Below are 15068 nucleotides of genomic sequence, written 5' to 3' on the forward strand. Positions count from 1 at the left end.
CCGACTCCGTCGACCTCGAGGTCGTCGCGCGCAAGACGCCCGGATTCACCGGTGCCGACCTCGCGAACGTGCTGAACGAGGCGGCTCTGCTCACGGCGCGCTCGAACGCGCAGCTGATCGACATGCGGGCGCTCGACGAGGCGATCGACCGGGTCATCGCCGGCCCGCAGCGCCGCACGCGCGTGATGAGGGACAAGGAAAAGCTCATCACCGCGTACCACGAGGGCGGTCACGCCCTCGCCGCCGCCGCGATGAACCACACGGACCCCGTGACGAAGGTGACGATCCTCCCGCGCGGCAAGGCCCTCGGCTACACGATGGTGCTGCCGCTGGATGACAAGTACTCCGTCACGCGCAACGAGCTGCTCGACCAGCTCGCCTACGCGATGGGCGGCCGCGTCGCCGAGGAGGTCGTGTTCCACGACCCCACCACCGGCGCCTCCAACGACATCGAGAAGGCCACCGGCATCGCCCGCAAGATGGTCACCGAGTACGGCATGACCACCGAGGTCGGGCCGGTCAAGCTCGGCGCGGCATCCGGTGAGATGTTCCTCGGCCGCGACATGGGCCATGGCCGCGACTTCTCCGAGGCCGTCGCCGAGCGCGTCGACGAGCAGGTGCGCCAGCTGATCGAGCAGGCGCACAACGAGGCGTACGAGGTGATCACGGCCAACCGGGACATCCTCGACAAGCTGGCGCTGGAGCTGCTGGAGAAGGAGACCCTCGACCACATCGAGCTGGCCGAGATCTTCAAGGACATCCGGCACCTGCCCGAGCGTCCGCAGTGGCTGTCGAGCGACAACCGGCCGGCGTCCACCCTGCCGCCGATCGAGGTGCCGCGCCGTCGCGAGGACGCCGGCCTCGCCGCCGCCGTCGAAGCCGATGAAGCGGTCGAGAAGGCCACGCGCCGTCGCCCCGCCGGTCAGGCCCGCCCCGCGACCGCATAGGCTCGGGGCGTGACCGTCGATCGTGAGCGCGTCTCGGCCCTGGTGCGCGAGTTGCTGGTGGCGATCGGGGAGGACCCCGAGCGCCCGGGACTTCGCCTGACGCCGCAGCGCGTCGCCGATACGTTCGGGGAGTTCTTCGCAGGGATCGGCGTCGACCCGGCAGAGCCCCTCGCGCACACGATCTCTGTGTCGCGGGGACCGGCGCCCGACACCCTGCCCTCCGGCGCCGTCATGCTGCGCGACATCCGGTTCCGATCCGTGTGCGAGCACCACCTGCTGCCCTTCGCCGGGCACGCGCACATCGCCTACCTCCCCGGTGAGCAGGTCGTGGGGCTCGGCGCACTCCCGCGCGTGGTCGACATCCTCGCCGCCCGCCCGCAGGTGCAGGAGCGCCTGGGTGAGCAGGTGGCCGATACGATCGCCGGCGCGATCGACGCCCGCGGTGTGCTCGTCGTCCTCGACGCGACCCACCAGTGCGTCACGATGCGCGGCGGACGCCAGCCCGACGCCTCCACGGTGACGGTGGCCGCCCGCGGCGAGATGGCCGAGCCCGCCGCGCGCGCCGAGGTCATGGCTCTGCTGGCGGGGAGCGGGCGGTGACCCTCGTGATGGGCATCGTCAACGTGACTCCCGATTCGTTCAGCGACGGCGGGCGGTACGCCCGGGCGGATGCCGCGATCGCCCACGGCCTGCAGCTGCTCGCCGACGGCGCCGACATGCTCGACGTGGGCGGAGAATCGACGCGCCCCGGGGCCGAGCGTGTGGACCCGGCCGTCGAGCGCGACCGGGTGCTTCCGGTCGTCTCCGCGCTCGCCGACGCAGGCGCCGTGGTCAGCATCGACACCATGAACGCCGAGACGGCCGCCGCCGCCGTGGCCGCCGGCGCCCGCATCGTCAACGACGTGTCGGGCGGGCTCGCCGACGACGGCATGTTCGCCGCCGTCGCCGGCTCGCAGGCAGAACTGGCGATCGGCCACTGGCGGGGTCACTCGACCGACATGTACGCCCGCGCCGACTACGCCGACGTTGCCGGCGAGGTCCTCGCCGAGCTGGCTGCGCGGGTGGATGCCGCAGAGAGCGCCGGCATCCCGCGCGAGCGGCTCATCGTCGACCCCGGCATCGGCTTCGGCAAGCGCGGCGACCAGAACTGGATGCTGCTGTCGCACCTGCCGCAGGTGGTGGGGCTCGGCGTGCGCGTGCTGGTGGGAACCAGCCGCAAGCGCTTCCTCGCCGAAGCCCTCGCGCCCGGCGCGGAGGCGGACGGCGTCGACGAGCGCCGCCGGGATCTCGCCACCGCCGTCACGAGCGCGCTGGCATCGGCCGACGGCGCGTGGGCCGTGCGGGTGCACGACGTGACCGCGACCCGCGACGCGCTGGCCGTGGCCCGCGCCTGGAGAGAGGGAGCAGCACCGTGAGCGACCTGGATGAGATCGCTGTCACCGGCATCCGTGCCTTCGGGCGACACGGGGTGTACCCCGACGAGCGCCGTGACGGCCAGGAGTTCGTCGCCGACGTGGTGCTGTCGCTCGACACCCGGGGCGCGGCCGCCACCGACGACGTCGCCGACACCGTGCACTACGGCGAACTGGCCGAGGAGGTCGCGGCGATCCTCGCCGGTGAACCCGTCGACCTGCTCGAGACCCTCGCCGCCCGCATAGCCGATGCCGTGCTCGCCCGCCGGCCGGTGCAGCAGGTGCGCGTGACGGTGCACAAGCCCGCCGCCCCGATCGCGGTGGCCTTCAGCGACGTGAGCGTCACGATCACCCGAGGGCGGATGCCATGAGCCGTCGGCTTGCGCAGGGTTTCAGCTCCACCCACGAGAGCGCGGATGCGGCTCCCGTGCGCGCCGTCGTCGCGCTGGGGGCGAACCTCGGGGACCGTGAGACGACGCTGACCGAGGCGCTGCGGAGCCTGGCGCGGCTGCCGCTGACGACCGACGTCGTCGCCGCCTCGCCGATCGAGACGGTCGCCCTCACACCCGAGGGCCCCGACCCTGACGCGCCCGCCTACCTCAACTCGGTGGCTCTGCTGCACACCCGGCTGGCGCCCAGCGTGCTGCTGGGATACCTCCACGCCATCGAAGCGGCCCACGGTCGTGAGGAGCGCGAGCCCGGAGCCGCCCGCTGGCAGGACCGCACCCTCGACCTCGACCTCATCGCCTACGGGGACGTGCAGAGCGACGACCCCGCACTGCAGCTCCCGCACCCGCGGGCCGCCGAGCGCGACTTCGTGCTGCGGCCCTGGCTGACGGTCGATCCCGACGCAGAGCTCCCCGGGCACGGCCGTGTCGCCGACCTGCTGAGTCGTCTCGGCGAGAGGGGGGATGCCTCGTGAAGCGCACCGGGCCCGCCCCGCTCATCGTCGCCGCCGTGCTGGGCCTCGGCACCGGATACATCGTCGACCAGACGCTCACCGCCACCGGGCGGCCCACCTTCACCCCCTCCCTCATGCTGCCGGTGCTGCTGGTCGCGCTCGGCGCGGTCCTCGTCGCGCTGGCCGTGCCGATCTCACGGGCGACACGCGGCGGGGCGCGGCATACGGCGCGCCGCGTGAACCCCTTCCAGGCCGTGCGCGTCGCCATGCTCGCGAAGTCAGCGAGCATCACGGGTGCCGCCGTCGCCGGGTTCACCGGCGGTCTCGGAGCCTTCGTGGCCACGCGGCCCGCCGACCCCTCGCTAGGCTCGGTGGCGACGATCCTCGCGGCCGCGGTCGGCGGTGCGATCCTGGTGGCGACCGCCCTCGTCGCCGAGCAGCTGTGCACCATCCGGAAGGACGACGATGACGAACCCCCCGCACCCGGGCCCGACAGCACTGCCACCCACCACTGACGCCGCAACCGTGGACCCGACCGGCGAGGCCGCGACCGACTCGGCCCTCGACGCCGGGACGTACGACCGCCTCATCGAGCCACGCGGTGAGGGTCGTCTGGCGCTCGAGCACGGCACGTGGCACCAGATCTCCCGCAAGTACCTGCGTGTGCAGCTCGCCATCTACGGCATCTTCCTGCTCGTCGTCGTGGTCGCCGTCCTCGTGCTGACGCTGCTGCTCGACCAGATGTGGGCACTCATCCCCGGTGGCATCCTCGGCGTGATCCTGCTGTGGACGATCGTGATCCTGCCCCGCCAGGTGCGGGCGATCGGCTACCAGCTGCGCGACGACGACCTGGTGTTCCGTCGCGGCATCCTCTGGCAGCGCATCGTGGCCGTCCCGTATGGACGGATGCAGCTCGTCGACATCACCCACGGACCGCTGGACCGAGGGGTCGGCATCGCCCAGCTGAAGCTCGTCACCGCTGCCGCCACCACGGGCGTGACGATCCCCGGGCTGTCGCAGCAGGCCGCCGAGGCGCTGCGCGATCACCTGATCGCGGTCGCCGAGAGCCGTCGGACGGGGCTGTGACCGATCCCGTCGGCATGACCGAGCCGCGCGCCGGCATGACCGAGCAGCGCGCCGGCGCGCCGACGCCCCCGCCGGCGCTCGTGCGCTCGCCGCTCAGCGACGGCGAATGGCACCACCTGCACCCGCTGACGCCGCTGCTGCGCGGCGGACTGGCGCTCATCGTGATCGTGGGCGTGGTCGTCGCGAACCTGCGCGACCGCCTCATCGCCATCTTCGTCCCGGGTCTTTCCGGCGGCCAGATCGACGCCGAGGAGTGGGAGGAGATCGAAGGCGGCGGCGACCCCATCGACTGGGTGCTCGCCAACAACCTCGTCGTCGTGGCGCTGCTGGTCGTGCTCGGCCTCGTCCTGCTGCTGATCGCCGGGTTCTACCTGTCGTGGCGCTTCCACACCTTGCGCATCACCGGCGACGACGTCGAGGTGCGCACCGGCATCCTGTTCCGCACCCAGCGCCGCGCCCCCCTCGACCGCGTGCAGGGCGTGAACCTGACGCGGCCGATGATCGCCCGGCTGCTGGGCATGGCCAAGCTCGAGGTCGTGGGCGCGGGCACCGACTCCAACGTGAAGCTCGAGTACCTCTCCACAGCGAACGCCGAAGCCGTGCGTGCCGACATCCTGCGTCTCGCCTCGGGCCGCAGACTGGGGACCTCGGCCGCGGCCGCAGCCGGCGCAGGGTCGCTCGCGCAGACGGTGAACCGGGGACTGACCGGCCTCATCGAGGGTGACGACCAGGCCACCGAAGCGCCCGAGTCGGTCGTGCACATCCCGGTGGGGCGGCTGGTGGCATCCCAGCTCATCAGCCCCGGCACGGTGATGCTGCTTCTCGGCGTCGTCGCGATCATCGTGGGCGCTGTGGTCGGCACGCCGTGGGTGCTGCTGAGCGTCGTGCCCGCGGTCATCGGTTTCGGCGCGTACTGGGTGCGCGAGATCGTGCGGTCCCTGCGCTACTCCATCGCGCCCACCCCCGACGGGGTGCGCATCACGTTCGGTCTGCTCACGACGGTCACCGAGATCGTGCCACCGGGACGCGTGCACGCCCTCGAGGTGAGCCAGTCGGTGCTGTGGCGTCGGTTCGGATGGTGGAAGATCAAGATCAACCGGCTCACCGGACGGAGCGTCTATGACGGCTCCACAGACCAGTTCACCACCGTGCTGCCGGTCGGCACTCTCGCCGACGTCGAGCGCGTGCTGCAACTGCTGCTGCCGGATGTCGGTGGCGACGACGTGGCGCTGCTGCTGCGGCAGGGCGTCGAGGGGCCGATCGAGGGCGATGCGTTCACTACCACGCCGCGGCGCGCGCGGATTCTCCGCCCGCTGTCATGGAAGCGCAACGGATTCCTCGTGTCGGGCGACCAGCTGCTGCTGCGCCGGGGCGTCGTGTGGCGCAAGCTCGCGATCCTCCCGCTGGCCCGGCTGCAGAGCATCGGGCTCTACCAGGGGCCGATCGACCGGGCGTTGCGGGTCGCCGCCGTGCGCGGCCATGTCGTCACCGGACCGGTGTACGCCAACGTGTCGGCCATCGATCGCGACGACGCCGTGAGCCTGCTCGAAGCGGTCGAAGCCGCCGCCGTGCGCGCGGCCGCCGCCGACCGGTCGCACCGGTGGGCCGGTGAGGCCGAGGCGAACGCGGACGGCGTACCCGCACTCGAGACCGAGCGTGAGTCAGCGCCCGCCACGACATCCCAGCCCGCCCTCGAATGGACCGCGGCGGGTGCGCCCGAGGCGGCACCCGAACCCGCGCCCGCGGCGGCGTCCGAGTCCGCCGTCGGTGAGCCGGCGCACGAGCCGCCGGCGCCGCTGCATCCGGCTGCGTTTGTGGAGCCCGAGCACCCAGTGGCCGTGCCGCCGCCCGCCGAGCGGCGGGAATCGCGCCCGCCCGACGCCCACAAGCCCGAGGACCCGCGGTGAACCGCAGCGCGCGCCTCGGAGTCGGCGTGATCGGTGCGGGACGCGTGGGTCCCGTGCTGGCCGCGGCGCTCGCCGGCGCCGGACACGCGCTCGTCGGGATCACATCGGGGTCCGATCCCGACCGCGTCGAGGCGATCCTGCCGGGCGTCCCCACGCTCGACGCCGTCGAGGTCGCGCGCCGCAGTGAGCTGGTGATCATCGCCGTCCCGTCCGGCGAACTGCCGGGCCTCGTCAGCGGTCTCGCGGACGTCGGGGCGTGGCAGCCGGGCCAGCTCGTGCTGCACACCGATCCCGCTCACGGATACGACGTGCTCGCGCCGGCGATGCTCAAAGGCGCGATTCCGCTCGCCCTGCATCCCGCCATCACCTTCACCGGCACGACCACCGACGTCCGCCAGCTGATCGGCTCCCACGCGGCGGTGTCCGCCCCGGCGCCCGTGCTGCCGATCGCGCAGGCCCTGGCCGTCGAACTCGGCTGCGAACCGGTCGTCGTGGGCGAGGCCGACCGCGCCGCCTATGCCGAGGCCATCGCGACGGCGACGGACTTCTCGCGGTCGATCGTCGCGCAGGCCGCGGCGCTGCTGGCGCAGGCGGGGGTGCCCGAACCGGGTTCGTATCTCGCCACGCTCGTGCACTCGACCATCGACCAGGCGCTCACCGCCGCCGGAACGGCTGCCGACGATGAGGCGGTTCCGCCGCTGGAGTGAGGCCCGGTCTCCCTCCGAGGCATCCGCGCCCGTCATGGGCGAGGCCGTCCAGGCGCGGCTGGCGGCTCACTGACGGTGCCGTCGCAGCCCGGCAGGTCCACGTGGGCCCGCCGGTAGACTGTAAGGCGACTTTCCAAGGAGCCCCCTGTGACTGAACAGCCGTCGTCGACGCCCCCCGAAAACGCCCTCGAAGAGGACGTGTTCGAGCAGAAGGCCGTGCGGCTTGCCAAGCGCGAGCGGCTGATCGCCGAGCGAGCGGATGCCGCCGGCGGCGCCTACCCGGTGTCGGTGCCGGTCACCGACACGATCCCGGCGCTGCGCGAGCGGTTCGCCGACCTCGCCCCCGGTGACGAGACGGGTGTCGTGGCGGGAGTCGCGGGCCGTGTGGTCTTCAGCCGCAACACCGGCAAGCTGTGTTTCGCCTCGCTGCAGGCCGGCGACGGCAGCCGCATCCAGGCGATGGTGTCGCTCGCCGAGGTGGGCGAGGAGTCGCTGCAGGCGTGGAAGGACCTCGTCGACTTGGGTGACCACGTCTTCGTCAGCGGTCAGGTCATCTCCAGCCGCCGCGGCGAGCTGTCGATCATGGTGCGCGAGTGGGCGATCGCCGCCAAGGCGCTGCTGCCGCTGCCCAACCTCTACACCGAGCTGAGCGAAGAGAGTCGGGTGCGCTCGCGCTACCTCGACCTCATCACGCGCCAGCAGGCCCGCGACACGGTGCTGGCGCGCGCCAAGGTGAACGCCAGCCTGCGGGACACGTTCGGCCGCCACGGGTTCGTCGAGGTGGAGACGCCGATGCTGCAGGTGCAGCACGGCGGCGCCGCCGCGCGCCCGTTCGTGACGCACTCCAACGCGTTCGACACCGAGCTGTACCTGCGCATCGCGCCGGAGCTGTTCCTCAAGCGCGCCGTCGTCGGCGGCATCGACCGCGTCTTCGAGATCAACCGCAACTTCCGCAACGAAGGCGCGGACTCCACGCACAGCCCCGAGTTCGCCATGCTCGAGGCGTACCAGGCCTACAGCGACTACAACGGCATCGCCGACCTCACCCAGGAACTCGTGCAGAACGCAGCGATCGCGGTCGCCGGCTCCACCACGGTCACCTGGGCTGACGGCACCGAGTACGACCTGGGCGGCCAGTGGGACCGCATCTCGATGTACGAGTCGCTGTCGGCGGCATCCGGACGCACGATCACGCCGCAGACGTCCGTGGAGGAGCTCAGCGCGTTCGCGGCGGAGGTCGGCGTCGAGGTGCCGCCGAAGATCGCCACGCACGGCAAGTTCGTCGAAGAGCTGTGGGAGCACTTCGTCAAGGGCGATCTGACCCGGCCCACCTTCGTCATGGACTTCCCCGTCGACACCAGCCCTCTCGTACGCGAGCACCGGTCGATCCCCGGTGTCGTGGAGAAGTGGGACCTGTACATCCGAGGCTTCGAGCTGGCCACGGGGTACTCCGAGCTCGTCGACCCCGTCATTCAGCGCGAGCGCTTCGTCGAGCAGGCCAAACTCGCCGCACAGGGCGACGACGAGGCCATGCGGGTCGACGAGGAGTTCCTCCGCGCCCTCGAGCACGCCATGCCTCCCACGGGCGGCATGGGCATGGGCATCGACCGGCTCATGATGGCGATCACGGGTCTGGGCATCCGCGAGACCATCCTCTTCCCGCTGGTCAAGTAGCCGCAGCGGAGCATCGCGCGGGCGGGCCACACCCGGTTACCCCGCGCGGAACGCCCAGTCGGGCAGATGCCCGGCGGCCACGAACGCGAGCACGATCTGCGTCAGACCATGGTCGGGATCGAGCTCGGCGGCCATGCGCGCATAGAGATCGGCGTGTGTCGAGCGGCCGAGGGCCCACGACAGCCACGCGCAGGTGGCGAGCGCGCCCGGGCGCGCGGCGGGCGGTGCGAGGGCGGCCAGACGGCGGGTGAGCTCGAGCGCCCGGGTGAGCCGGGCGGGGTCGGGTTGCGGGCCGTCGCCCCACATGGTCATCGCGAGGTCGGACGGGTAGTCCGCGCCCTCCTCCCACCGCCGCTGCGCGTCCAGCGCCCGGATGCCGCGGCGCGCGTCGGCCGCCCATTGCACGATCGCCACGTCCCGCAGCGCCGGGCGGGACAGGCACCACACCAGAAGCGCCGCCTCGAACGGTGCCAGCGCCGCGGGGTCGGTGTCGAGGGACTGCTCGAAGCACGCCACCACGTCGTCGAGCCGGCCCACCGCCGCCAGCGCCTCGGGGTGGATTCGGGGACGTCCGCGCCGAGGCGGACCCTCGCCCTCGGCCCCACCCAGTTCCCGGGCCGCGGTCCGCACCGCACGCAATGCCGACGCGACCGCTTCTGCCTGCTTCTGATGCACGGGCGGCAGGACGGAACCGGTCGTCTGGTCACCTGGAGCGGTCGTGACCGGTACCGGCAGCGCCAGCGCCTCGAGCGGTCGCCCTCCGCGAGGACAGTCGGCGTCGAGGGTGGAGCCCCAGCCGTCACTGCCGATGCTCAGGGCATCGGTGATGCGCAACCCGCAGGCGTCGGCGGCGCGACCGATGCTCGCCAGCAGCGCCGAACCCGGCAACCCGGACATGCACGACTCATCGGAGAACACCGCCGCGGCCAGCGCGTCCGCCCGCGGTACGCGGCACACCATGCCGAGGCACGTGGCCGCGAAGGCGTCGAGGTCGGTTCCGTCGCGCGGCAGGTCGAGCCGCAGCGCCCCGATGCTGCGCGAGCCCCGGAACGGGACGAGCACGAGGCTGCGCACCGGAGTGAACCCGAGCATCGCCGGAAGCAGGGAGAGGAAGTGCGCGGCATCCGCCGCCTTCACGATCGTGGTCATTGCGCCAGCGTGGCCGCCGTCGCACCGGGACGTAGCCCCGAAACGGGGCTCGGGGGAGAGCCGGACCGATTCCGCGCCTGTTACGTCCTCGGCGGGGCCGGAGCCCAGGACGGGCCACGTACGATGGAGACATGGACACTGTGTGGACCGCCGTCGTGTGGGCATTGCTTCCCACCCTCGTGGTCTCGGGCCTCTTCTGGTTCGTGCTGCGCGGCATCCTGCGCATGGACCGCACCGAGCGCCGGGTCTACGCCCGCATCGAGGCCGAGGAGCGCGCCAAGCGCGGCCTGCCCCCGGTCGGCGGCGACGCCGGAGCCGTCCGCAACGCCGGATGACCGCCGCCCCCGATACGCTGACCGAGTGAGCAGCGAGGGGGGAAAGTGATCAGCATCACTTTCGACTGGACCTGGTGGGTCATCCTCGTCTTCTTCGTGGACCTCATCGTGCGCATCACGGCGATCATCGTCATCCCCCGCAACCGCCGTCCCACCGCGGCGATGGCATGGCTGCTGGCCATCTACTTCATGCCCTTCGTGGGCGTCTTCCTGTTCCTGTTGATCGGCAATCCGCGGTTGCCCCGCAAGCGCCGCCTCAAGCAGGACCAGATCAACGAGTACATCCACGAGACGAGCGAGCACCTCGACTTCGGCACGCTGCGTCCGCACGCTCCCGAGTGGTTCAACGCGACGGTCACGCTCAACCGCACTTTGGGTGCCCTCCCCCTCGCCGGCGACAACGCCGCGCACCTCATCGCCGATTACGACACGTCGCTGCGGGAACAGGCCAAGGCGATCCGCACGGCGAAGCGCTACGTGCATGTCGAGTTCTACATCCTCCAGAGCGACCCCACGACCGACGACTTCTTCCGGGCGCTCGAAGAGGCCTGCGCGCGCGGTGTCGTGGTGCGGGTGCTCATGGACCACTGGGCCAACCGCGGAAAGCCCTTCTACAAGCAGACGCTGCGTCGGCTCGACGCCATGGGTGCGCAGTGGCACCTGATGCTGCCGGTGCAGCCGTTCAGGGGCAAGTACCAGCGCCCCGACCTGCGCAACCACCGCAAGCTGCTCGTGATCGACGGGGTGATGGCGTTCATCGGGTCCCAGAACATCACCGATTCCACCTACAACCTGCGCCGCAACATCCGCCGCGGGCTGCACTGGGTCGACCTCATGGTGCGTGTGGAAGGGCCGGTCGTGGCATCCGTCAACGCCGTGTTCCTCTCGGATTGGTACAGCGAGACGGACGAGACGCTCACCGAGGAGATCGACCTGTTCGAAGTCACGACCGGGCCAGGGGACCTGGACTGCCAGATCGTGCCGTCGGGGCCGGGGTTCGAGTTCCAGAACAACCTCAAGCTGTTCCTGAGTCTGATGTACGCCGCACAGCGCAAGCTCATCATCGTCAGCCCGTACTTCGTGCCGGATGAGTCGATGCTGCTGGCGATCTCGACCGCGTGCCAGCGCGGCGTCGACGTGCAGATGTTCGTTTCGGAGGAGGGCGATCAGGCGATCGTCTATCACGCCCAGCGCAGCTACTACGAGGCGCTGCTGCGCGCAGGCGTGCGCATCTGGATGTACCGCAAGCCCTACATCCTGCACTCGAAGTCGATGACCGTCGACGACGAGGTCGCCGTGATCGGCTCGAGCAACATGGACATGCGCTCGTTCGGTCTGAACCTCGAGGTGTCGATGCTGGTGCGCGGGGAGGAGTTCGTCACCGAGATGCGCGACGTCGAGCAGATGTACCGCGAGCTGAGCCGGGAGCTGACCCTGGAGGAGTGGGAGCAGCAGCCGTTGCGCTCGACCGTGCTCGACAACCTGGCGAGGCTCACCTCCGCACTGCAGTGAGTGTTACCGGGCTGTGACCGCACTCGTCGCCAGCGCTCAGACAGACACGCCAGGATGGATGCCATGACCACCCGATTCGTCTCCGCTGTCGCAGGGGGCGGCCTCGCCCTGCTGCTGATGGCATCGCTCAGCGCCTGTGCCACTGACTCGTCCGACCCGACGCCTCCGGCAAGCGGGGGCACGGGTGGCGCGACGGAGGTCGAAGTGGATGCCGCCTGGCTCGACGGCGGCCGCATGGTGGGCCTCGTGACCCAGGGATCATCCTCGTGCGTGCCGATCGCCGACGGTGCCACCCTGTCGGCCGACGGGGTGCTCGAGGTCACGCTCGTGGAGCCGGCATCCGAGGTCTGCACCGCCGACATGGCGCCGCGGGTGACGGTCGTCTCGCTCCCCGCCGGCATCGATCCCTCGCAGGATCTGCAGATCGAGGTCGCCGGTGACGGCTACCGCGGCGAGACCGACCTCGACGGCGTCGCGGGACTGCCCGCCCCGTCGGGTGAGACGGACTACGCCCCGAGTGCCGGGTGGGTGGACGAGGGAGTGTTCGCGATCGTCACGTGGGGCTCCTCGTCGTGCCCGCCGACCGTCCAGGGCATCGAGGTGACGGCATCCGACGCCGTCGCGGTCACCTTCGCCGAGCCCGAGCCCGACCGCATGTGCACGATGGACATCGCACCGCGCGCGGTGCTCGCGTACCCCGAGGGTGACCTCGACGCCGATGCGCCCGTCACGCTGACACTGACCGGCGGCGGGCCGGAGTTCGCGACGCCGGTCACCACGACGATCCTCGGCTGACCCCCGCCGCGGCGCTGCGGCGCGCCGCCGCGGCGCTGCTCAAGTGTCGCGAATGGCGGGTCGCGGAGGGCTCCGACCGTGCGGAAGCGCCACCGGAGCGGCGCGTATCGCTCCGCCGCGAACACGCGGGGCTCCTGCACAGGGTGCCGATGGCGGGGATCCATCCCCAGGAGGTGTTCCGGGGCTGCGGTGGCAGCCCACGGATGCCAGGTTGTCGCCATGCTCCGTCACCCGCTCCCCGAGTTCTCGACGCCGGCGTTCACCACGGCGGATGCCGCAGCGGCCGGCGTGGCACGCTCGAGGCTCCGCGCGGCAGATCTCGAGCACCCGTTCCACGGCGTGCACGTCGTCCGTGATCGCCGGCCACCGGTGCGGCGACCCGAGGACGGGATCGTCGCTCGCGCCCGCATCGCGGACCTTCGACTCAGTGACGGGGCCTTCTTCTCGCACCTGACGGCCGCCGTCCTGTGGGGCGTGCCACTTCCTGCCGGCATCCTCCTTGCGCAGGACGAACTCGACGTCGGAGTGCTGCATCCCACGCGTCCACCGCGGGCGCGCGGGCTGCGCGGTCATCGCGTGCAGCCCGAACACGTACGACTGACCGTGCACCCGGAGCACCGGCTCCCGGTGCCGACCCCCGCCAGCACCTGGGCGATGCTCGGCGGCGTGCTCCGGCATCCCTACGATCTCGTGGCGGTCGCGGACGCCCTTGTGAGCGACCGTCGGTACGACGCCGCGGGCCCCCTCGCCACCCGCGCGCAGCTCGAGGCCGCCGTCTTCACGAAGCGGCGTGTCGGTGTGCGCGCGTTGCGTGAAGCGCTGGTGCGGGTGCGACCGTGCGTGGCGTCGCGCACAGAGACCTGGACGCGGTTGGTGATCGTGGATGCCGGATTGCCGGAGCCGCTCATCAACCACACTGTGGTCGACGGTGGCGGCCGGTTCATCGCGTGCGTGGATCTCGCCTACCCGCAGTGGAAGGTCGCGGTCGAATACGAGGGCGCGCACCACCTCTTCGACGCGACGCAGTGGGCGAATGACATCCGCCGATACGAGCGGCTCGCGGCCGAGGGGTGGCGGGTGATCCGCGTCACCAGTGAGGACCTGTTCCGGTATTCCGAGCGTCTGGTGCTCCGTGTGCGTCGCGCGATTCGTGCCGCGGCCTGAGCCGCCGCCCGCGCTGCTCCGGTGTCGCACATGGCGGGTGCTCCGCGCCGCGACTGTGCGGACGGGACACTCGAGCAGCCCAGCCGCCCGTCAGCGGGGCTCGGAGCGCACCAGCAGGTCGCCGACCTCGCAGTCCAGCGCGCGGCACACGGCCGACAGCGTCGAGTACCGGATCGCCCGCGCGCGGTCGTTCTTGAGCACCGAGAGGTTCACCACCGACACCCCCACCAGCTCCGACAGTCGCGCCAGGGTCATGCCCCGCTCGGCGAGCAGCTCGTCCAGACGGCAGTGGATGCCGGTGGGGCCGTCCTCCTCCGCGGGGCTCATACGAGGCCCTCGGTCTCGCGCTGCAGGCGGTCGCCGACGGTGAAGACCGTCGAGGCGAGCGCCGCGACGAACCCCAGCATCAGCAGCGACGCGAGGTCGACCGACATGAGCACGTTGTTGAAGGTGCCGTCCGAGAGAGCGGCGAACGCCCCGTTGGCGGCCATGTTGCCGAAGAACGGGTAGGCCGCAGCGCCCAGGATCGCGGTGAGGCCGGCGGTGGTCACCAGGCGTGTGTTCGTGCGGCTGAACACCCGGTCGCGCAGCACGCTGCGCGACAGCAGCAGCAGGCAGACCACGACGATGAGGACCGCCGCCACCATCAGCACCTGCTGGATCACGATCGACCACAGCGACGCCACGGGCAGGTCCGAGACCGCGAGCACTGCCGTATCGAGCTCGACGGCCACATCGGCGCCGTCCACGCCGATCGGGGCGAGGGCGGGGGTGTCGACGAACTCCGCGAGCACCTGAACGCTCTCGGCCGTCAGCACGTCCACGATGCGGGCCACCGCAGCGACGACGGTTCCGACCGTGAGGGCCGCTCCCGCGATCATCATGAACATCAATCCGAACCGGTCACCGGTCGACAGGGCGCGCCCCGTGGTCGTCGCGTGCGACATGATTTCCTCCATAACGAGTATCGTTAATATCGATCATCGTTACACTATCGATTCTCGATATGTCCGTCAACACCGGATGGCGCCGACGCCGGCATCCGCCCGTGGCGAACAACGGGCATAGGGGCACCCTCCGGTCGTTACCCTTTTCGGTAAGCGCCAGAACTGTGCGCTTGGAGGAGTCGACGATGTTCGAGAGATTCACGGACCGTGCCCGTCGTGTGGTTGTGCTCGCCCAAGAAGAGGCGAAGATGCTCAACCACAACTACATCGGTACCGAGCACATCCTGCTCGGCCTCATCCACGAGGGCGAGGGGGTCGCCGCGAAGGCGCTGGAGTCGCTCGGTATCTCGCTCGACGCTGTGCGCGAGCAGGTGCAGGACATCATCGGGCAGGGCCAGCAGCAGCCGACGGGGCACATCCCGTTCACGCCGCGGGCCAAGAAGGTGCTGGAGCTGTCCCTGCGCGAAGCGCTGCAGCTCGGCCACAACTACATCGGCACCGAGCACATCCTGCTCGGTCTCATCCGCGAGGG

Annotated in this window: 17 protein-coding genes and 1 pseudogene; 15 read left to right on the forward strand and 3 right to left on the reverse strand. The window is 71.1% G+C overall.

Annotated elements, in window-relative coordinates; all coding sequences use genetic code 11:
- The 10 genes and pseudogenes from NQ160_RS08245 to lysS form a co-directional block, all read left to right on the forward strand.
- Positions 1-947: pseudogene (locus tag NQ160_RS08245) on the forward strand (ATP-dependent metallopeptidase FtsH/Yme1/Tma family protein); the annotation flags it as partial.
- A 9-nt stretch (positions 948-956) separates the two neighbouring features.
- Positions 957-1547: a GTP cyclohydrolase I gene (gene folE, locus NQ160_RS08250; protein ID WP_257514743.1), complete on the forward strand. Its 591-nt coding sequence runs from the start codon at positions 957-959 to the stop codon at positions 1545-1547.
- A complete protein-coding gene (gene folP / locus NQ160_RS08255) occupies positions 1544-2362 on the forward strand; it encodes a dihydropteroate synthase (RefSeq protein WP_257514744.1) in 819 nt (272 codons plus the stop codon). The genes folE and folP overlap by 4 nt, the downstream gene beginning before the upstream one ends.
- Entirely contained in the window at positions 2359-2730 is a 372-nt protein-coding gene (folB, locus tag NQ160_RS08260) for a dihydroneopterin aldolase (RefSeq protein ID WP_257514745.1), read from the forward strand. Before folP ends, folB begins: the two co-directional genes overlap by 4 nt.
- Positions 2727-3281, forward strand: a complete 555-nt coding sequence (folK, locus tag NQ160_RS08265) for a 2-amino-4-hydroxy-6-hydroxymethyldihydropteridine diphosphokinase (protein ID WP_257514746.1) — start codon at positions 2727-2729, stop codon at positions 3279-3281. Before folB ends, folK begins: the two co-directional genes overlap by 4 nt.
- The gene (locus NQ160_RS08270) at positions 3278-3775 is read left to right on the forward strand and encodes a DUF3180 domain-containing protein (protein ID WP_257514747.1); all 498 of its coding nucleotides are present in this window, start codon (positions 3278-3280) and stop codon (positions 3773-3775) included. The genes folK and NQ160_RS08270 overlap by 4 nt, the downstream gene beginning before the upstream one ends.
- The gene (locus NQ160_RS08275; protein WP_306852880.1) at positions 3726-4346 is read left to right on the forward strand and encodes a PH domain-containing protein; all 621 of its coding nucleotides are present in this window, start codon (positions 3726-3728) and stop codon (positions 4344-4346) included. The genes NQ160_RS08270 and NQ160_RS08275 overlap by 50 nt, the downstream gene beginning before the upstream one ends.
- Positions 4343-6253: a PH domain-containing protein gene (locus NQ160_RS08280; protein ID WP_257514748.1), complete on the forward strand. Its 1911-nt coding sequence runs from the start codon at positions 4343-4345 to the stop codon at positions 6251-6253. The genes NQ160_RS08275 and NQ160_RS08280 overlap by 4 nt, the downstream gene beginning before the upstream one ends.
- The gene (locus NQ160_RS08285; protein WP_257514749.1) at positions 6250-6960 is read left to right on the forward strand and encodes a DUF2520 domain-containing protein; all 711 of its coding nucleotides are present in this window, start codon (positions 6250-6252) and stop codon (positions 6958-6960) included. Before NQ160_RS08280 ends, NQ160_RS08285 begins: the two co-directional genes overlap by 4 nt.
- A 147-nt stretch (positions 6961-7107) precedes the next feature.
- The gene (gene lysS / locus NQ160_RS08290) at positions 7108-8634 is read left to right on the forward strand and encodes a lysine--tRNA ligase (RefSeq protein WP_257514750.1); all 1527 of its coding nucleotides are present in this window, start codon (positions 7108-7110) and stop codon (positions 8632-8634) included.
- Between the two features lie 36 nt (positions 8635-8670).
- On the opposite strand, the gene NQ160_RS08295 is transcribed toward lysS, so the two are convergent.
- Complete coding sequence (locus NQ160_RS08295; RefSeq protein ID WP_257514751.1) at positions 8671-9783, reverse strand: DUF4192 domain-containing protein; 1113 nt, start codon at positions 9781-9783, stop codon at positions 8671-8673.
- A gap of 131 nt (positions 9784-9914) precedes the next feature.
- On the opposite strand from NQ160_RS08295, the gene NQ160_RS08300 reads away from it, so the two are divergent.
- The 4 genes from NQ160_RS08300 (at position 9915) to NQ160_RS08315 (ending at position 13589) form a co-directional block, all read left to right on the forward strand.
- Complete coding sequence (locus NQ160_RS08300; RefSeq protein ID WP_257514752.1) at positions 9915-10118, forward strand: hypothetical protein; 204 nt, start codon at positions 9915-9917, stop codon at positions 10116-10118.
- Between the two features lie 45 nt (positions 10119-10163).
- Positions 10164-11630, forward strand: coding sequence for a cardiolipin synthase (cls, locus tag NQ160_RS08305; protein ID WP_257514753.1), 1467 nt, complete (start codon positions 10164-10166; stop codon positions 11628-11630).
- 63 nt (positions 11631-11693) lie between these two features.
- Positions 11694-12425 (forward strand): hypothetical protein, encoded by a 732-nt coding sequence (locus tag NQ160_RS08310; RefSeq protein WP_257514754.1) that lies wholly within the window; start codon positions 11694-11696, stop codon positions 12423-12425.
- Positions 12426-12644: 219 nt separating this feature from the next.
- Positions 12645-13589 (forward strand): endonuclease domain-containing protein, encoded by a 945-nt coding sequence (locus tag NQ160_RS08315; RefSeq protein WP_257514755.1) that lies wholly within the window; start codon positions 12645-12647, stop codon positions 13587-13589.
- 90 nt (positions 13590-13679) lie between these two features.
- Here the strand turns inward: NQ160_RS08315 and NQ160_RS08320 are convergent, their stop codons facing one another.
- A complete protein-coding gene (locus NQ160_RS08320; protein ID WP_257514756.1) occupies positions 13680-13916 on the reverse strand; it encodes a helix-turn-helix domain-containing protein in 237 nt (78 codons plus the stop codon).
- Entirely contained in the window at positions 13913-14536 is a 624-nt protein-coding gene (locus tag NQ160_RS08325) for a DUF2975 domain-containing protein (RefSeq protein WP_257514757.1), read from the reverse strand. The genes NQ160_RS08320 and NQ160_RS08325 overlap by 4 nt, the downstream gene beginning before the upstream one ends.
- 185 nt (positions 14537-14721) lie before the next feature.
- Between NQ160_RS08325 and NQ160_RS08330 the strand changes: the two genes are divergently transcribed.
- Positions 14722-15068: Clp protease N-terminal domain-containing protein (locus tag NQ160_RS08330; RefSeq protein WP_306852881.1), on the forward strand; the 347-nt coding region annotated here is incomplete at its 3' end.

The organism is Microbacterium sp. zg.Y909, assembly GCF_024626565.1.

What these genes read in the sequence shown, in the direction of transcription:
- NQ160_RS08310 (WP_257514754.1), top strand. Translation starts at nt 11,694, where the DNA reads ATGACCACCCGATTCGTCTCCGCTGTCGCAGGGGGCGGCCTCGCCCTG.
- NQ160_RS08320 (WP_257514756.1), bottom strand. Translation starts at nt 13,916, where the DNA reads ATGAGCCCCGCGGAGGAGGACGGCCCCACCGGCATCCACTGCCGTCTG.
- folK (WP_257514746.1), top strand. Translation starts at nt 2,727, where the DNA reads ATGAGCCGTCGGCTTGCGCAGGGTTTCAGCTCCACCCACGAGAGCGCG.
- NQ160_RS08275 (WP_306852880.1), top strand. Translation starts at nt 3,726, where the DNA reads ATGACGAACCCCCCGCACCCGGGCCCGACAGCACTGCCACCCACCACT.
- NQ160_RS08300 (WP_257514752.1), top strand. Translation starts at nt 9,915, where the DNA reads ATGGACACTGTGTGGACCGCCGTCGTGTGGGCATTGCTTCCCACCCTC.
- NQ160_RS08295 (WP_257514751.1), bottom strand. Translation starts at nt 9,783, where the DNA reads ATGACCACGATCGTGAAGGCGGCGGATGCCGCGCACTTCCTCTCCCTG.
- NQ160_RS08315 (WP_257514755.1), top strand. Translation starts at nt 12,645, where the DNA reads ATGCTCCGTCACCCGCTCCCCGAGTTCTCGACGCCGGCGTTCACCACG.
- NQ160_RS08325 (WP_257514757.1), bottom strand. Translation starts at nt 14,536, where the DNA reads ATGTCGCACGCGACGACCACGGGGCGCGCCCTGTCGACCGGTGACCGG.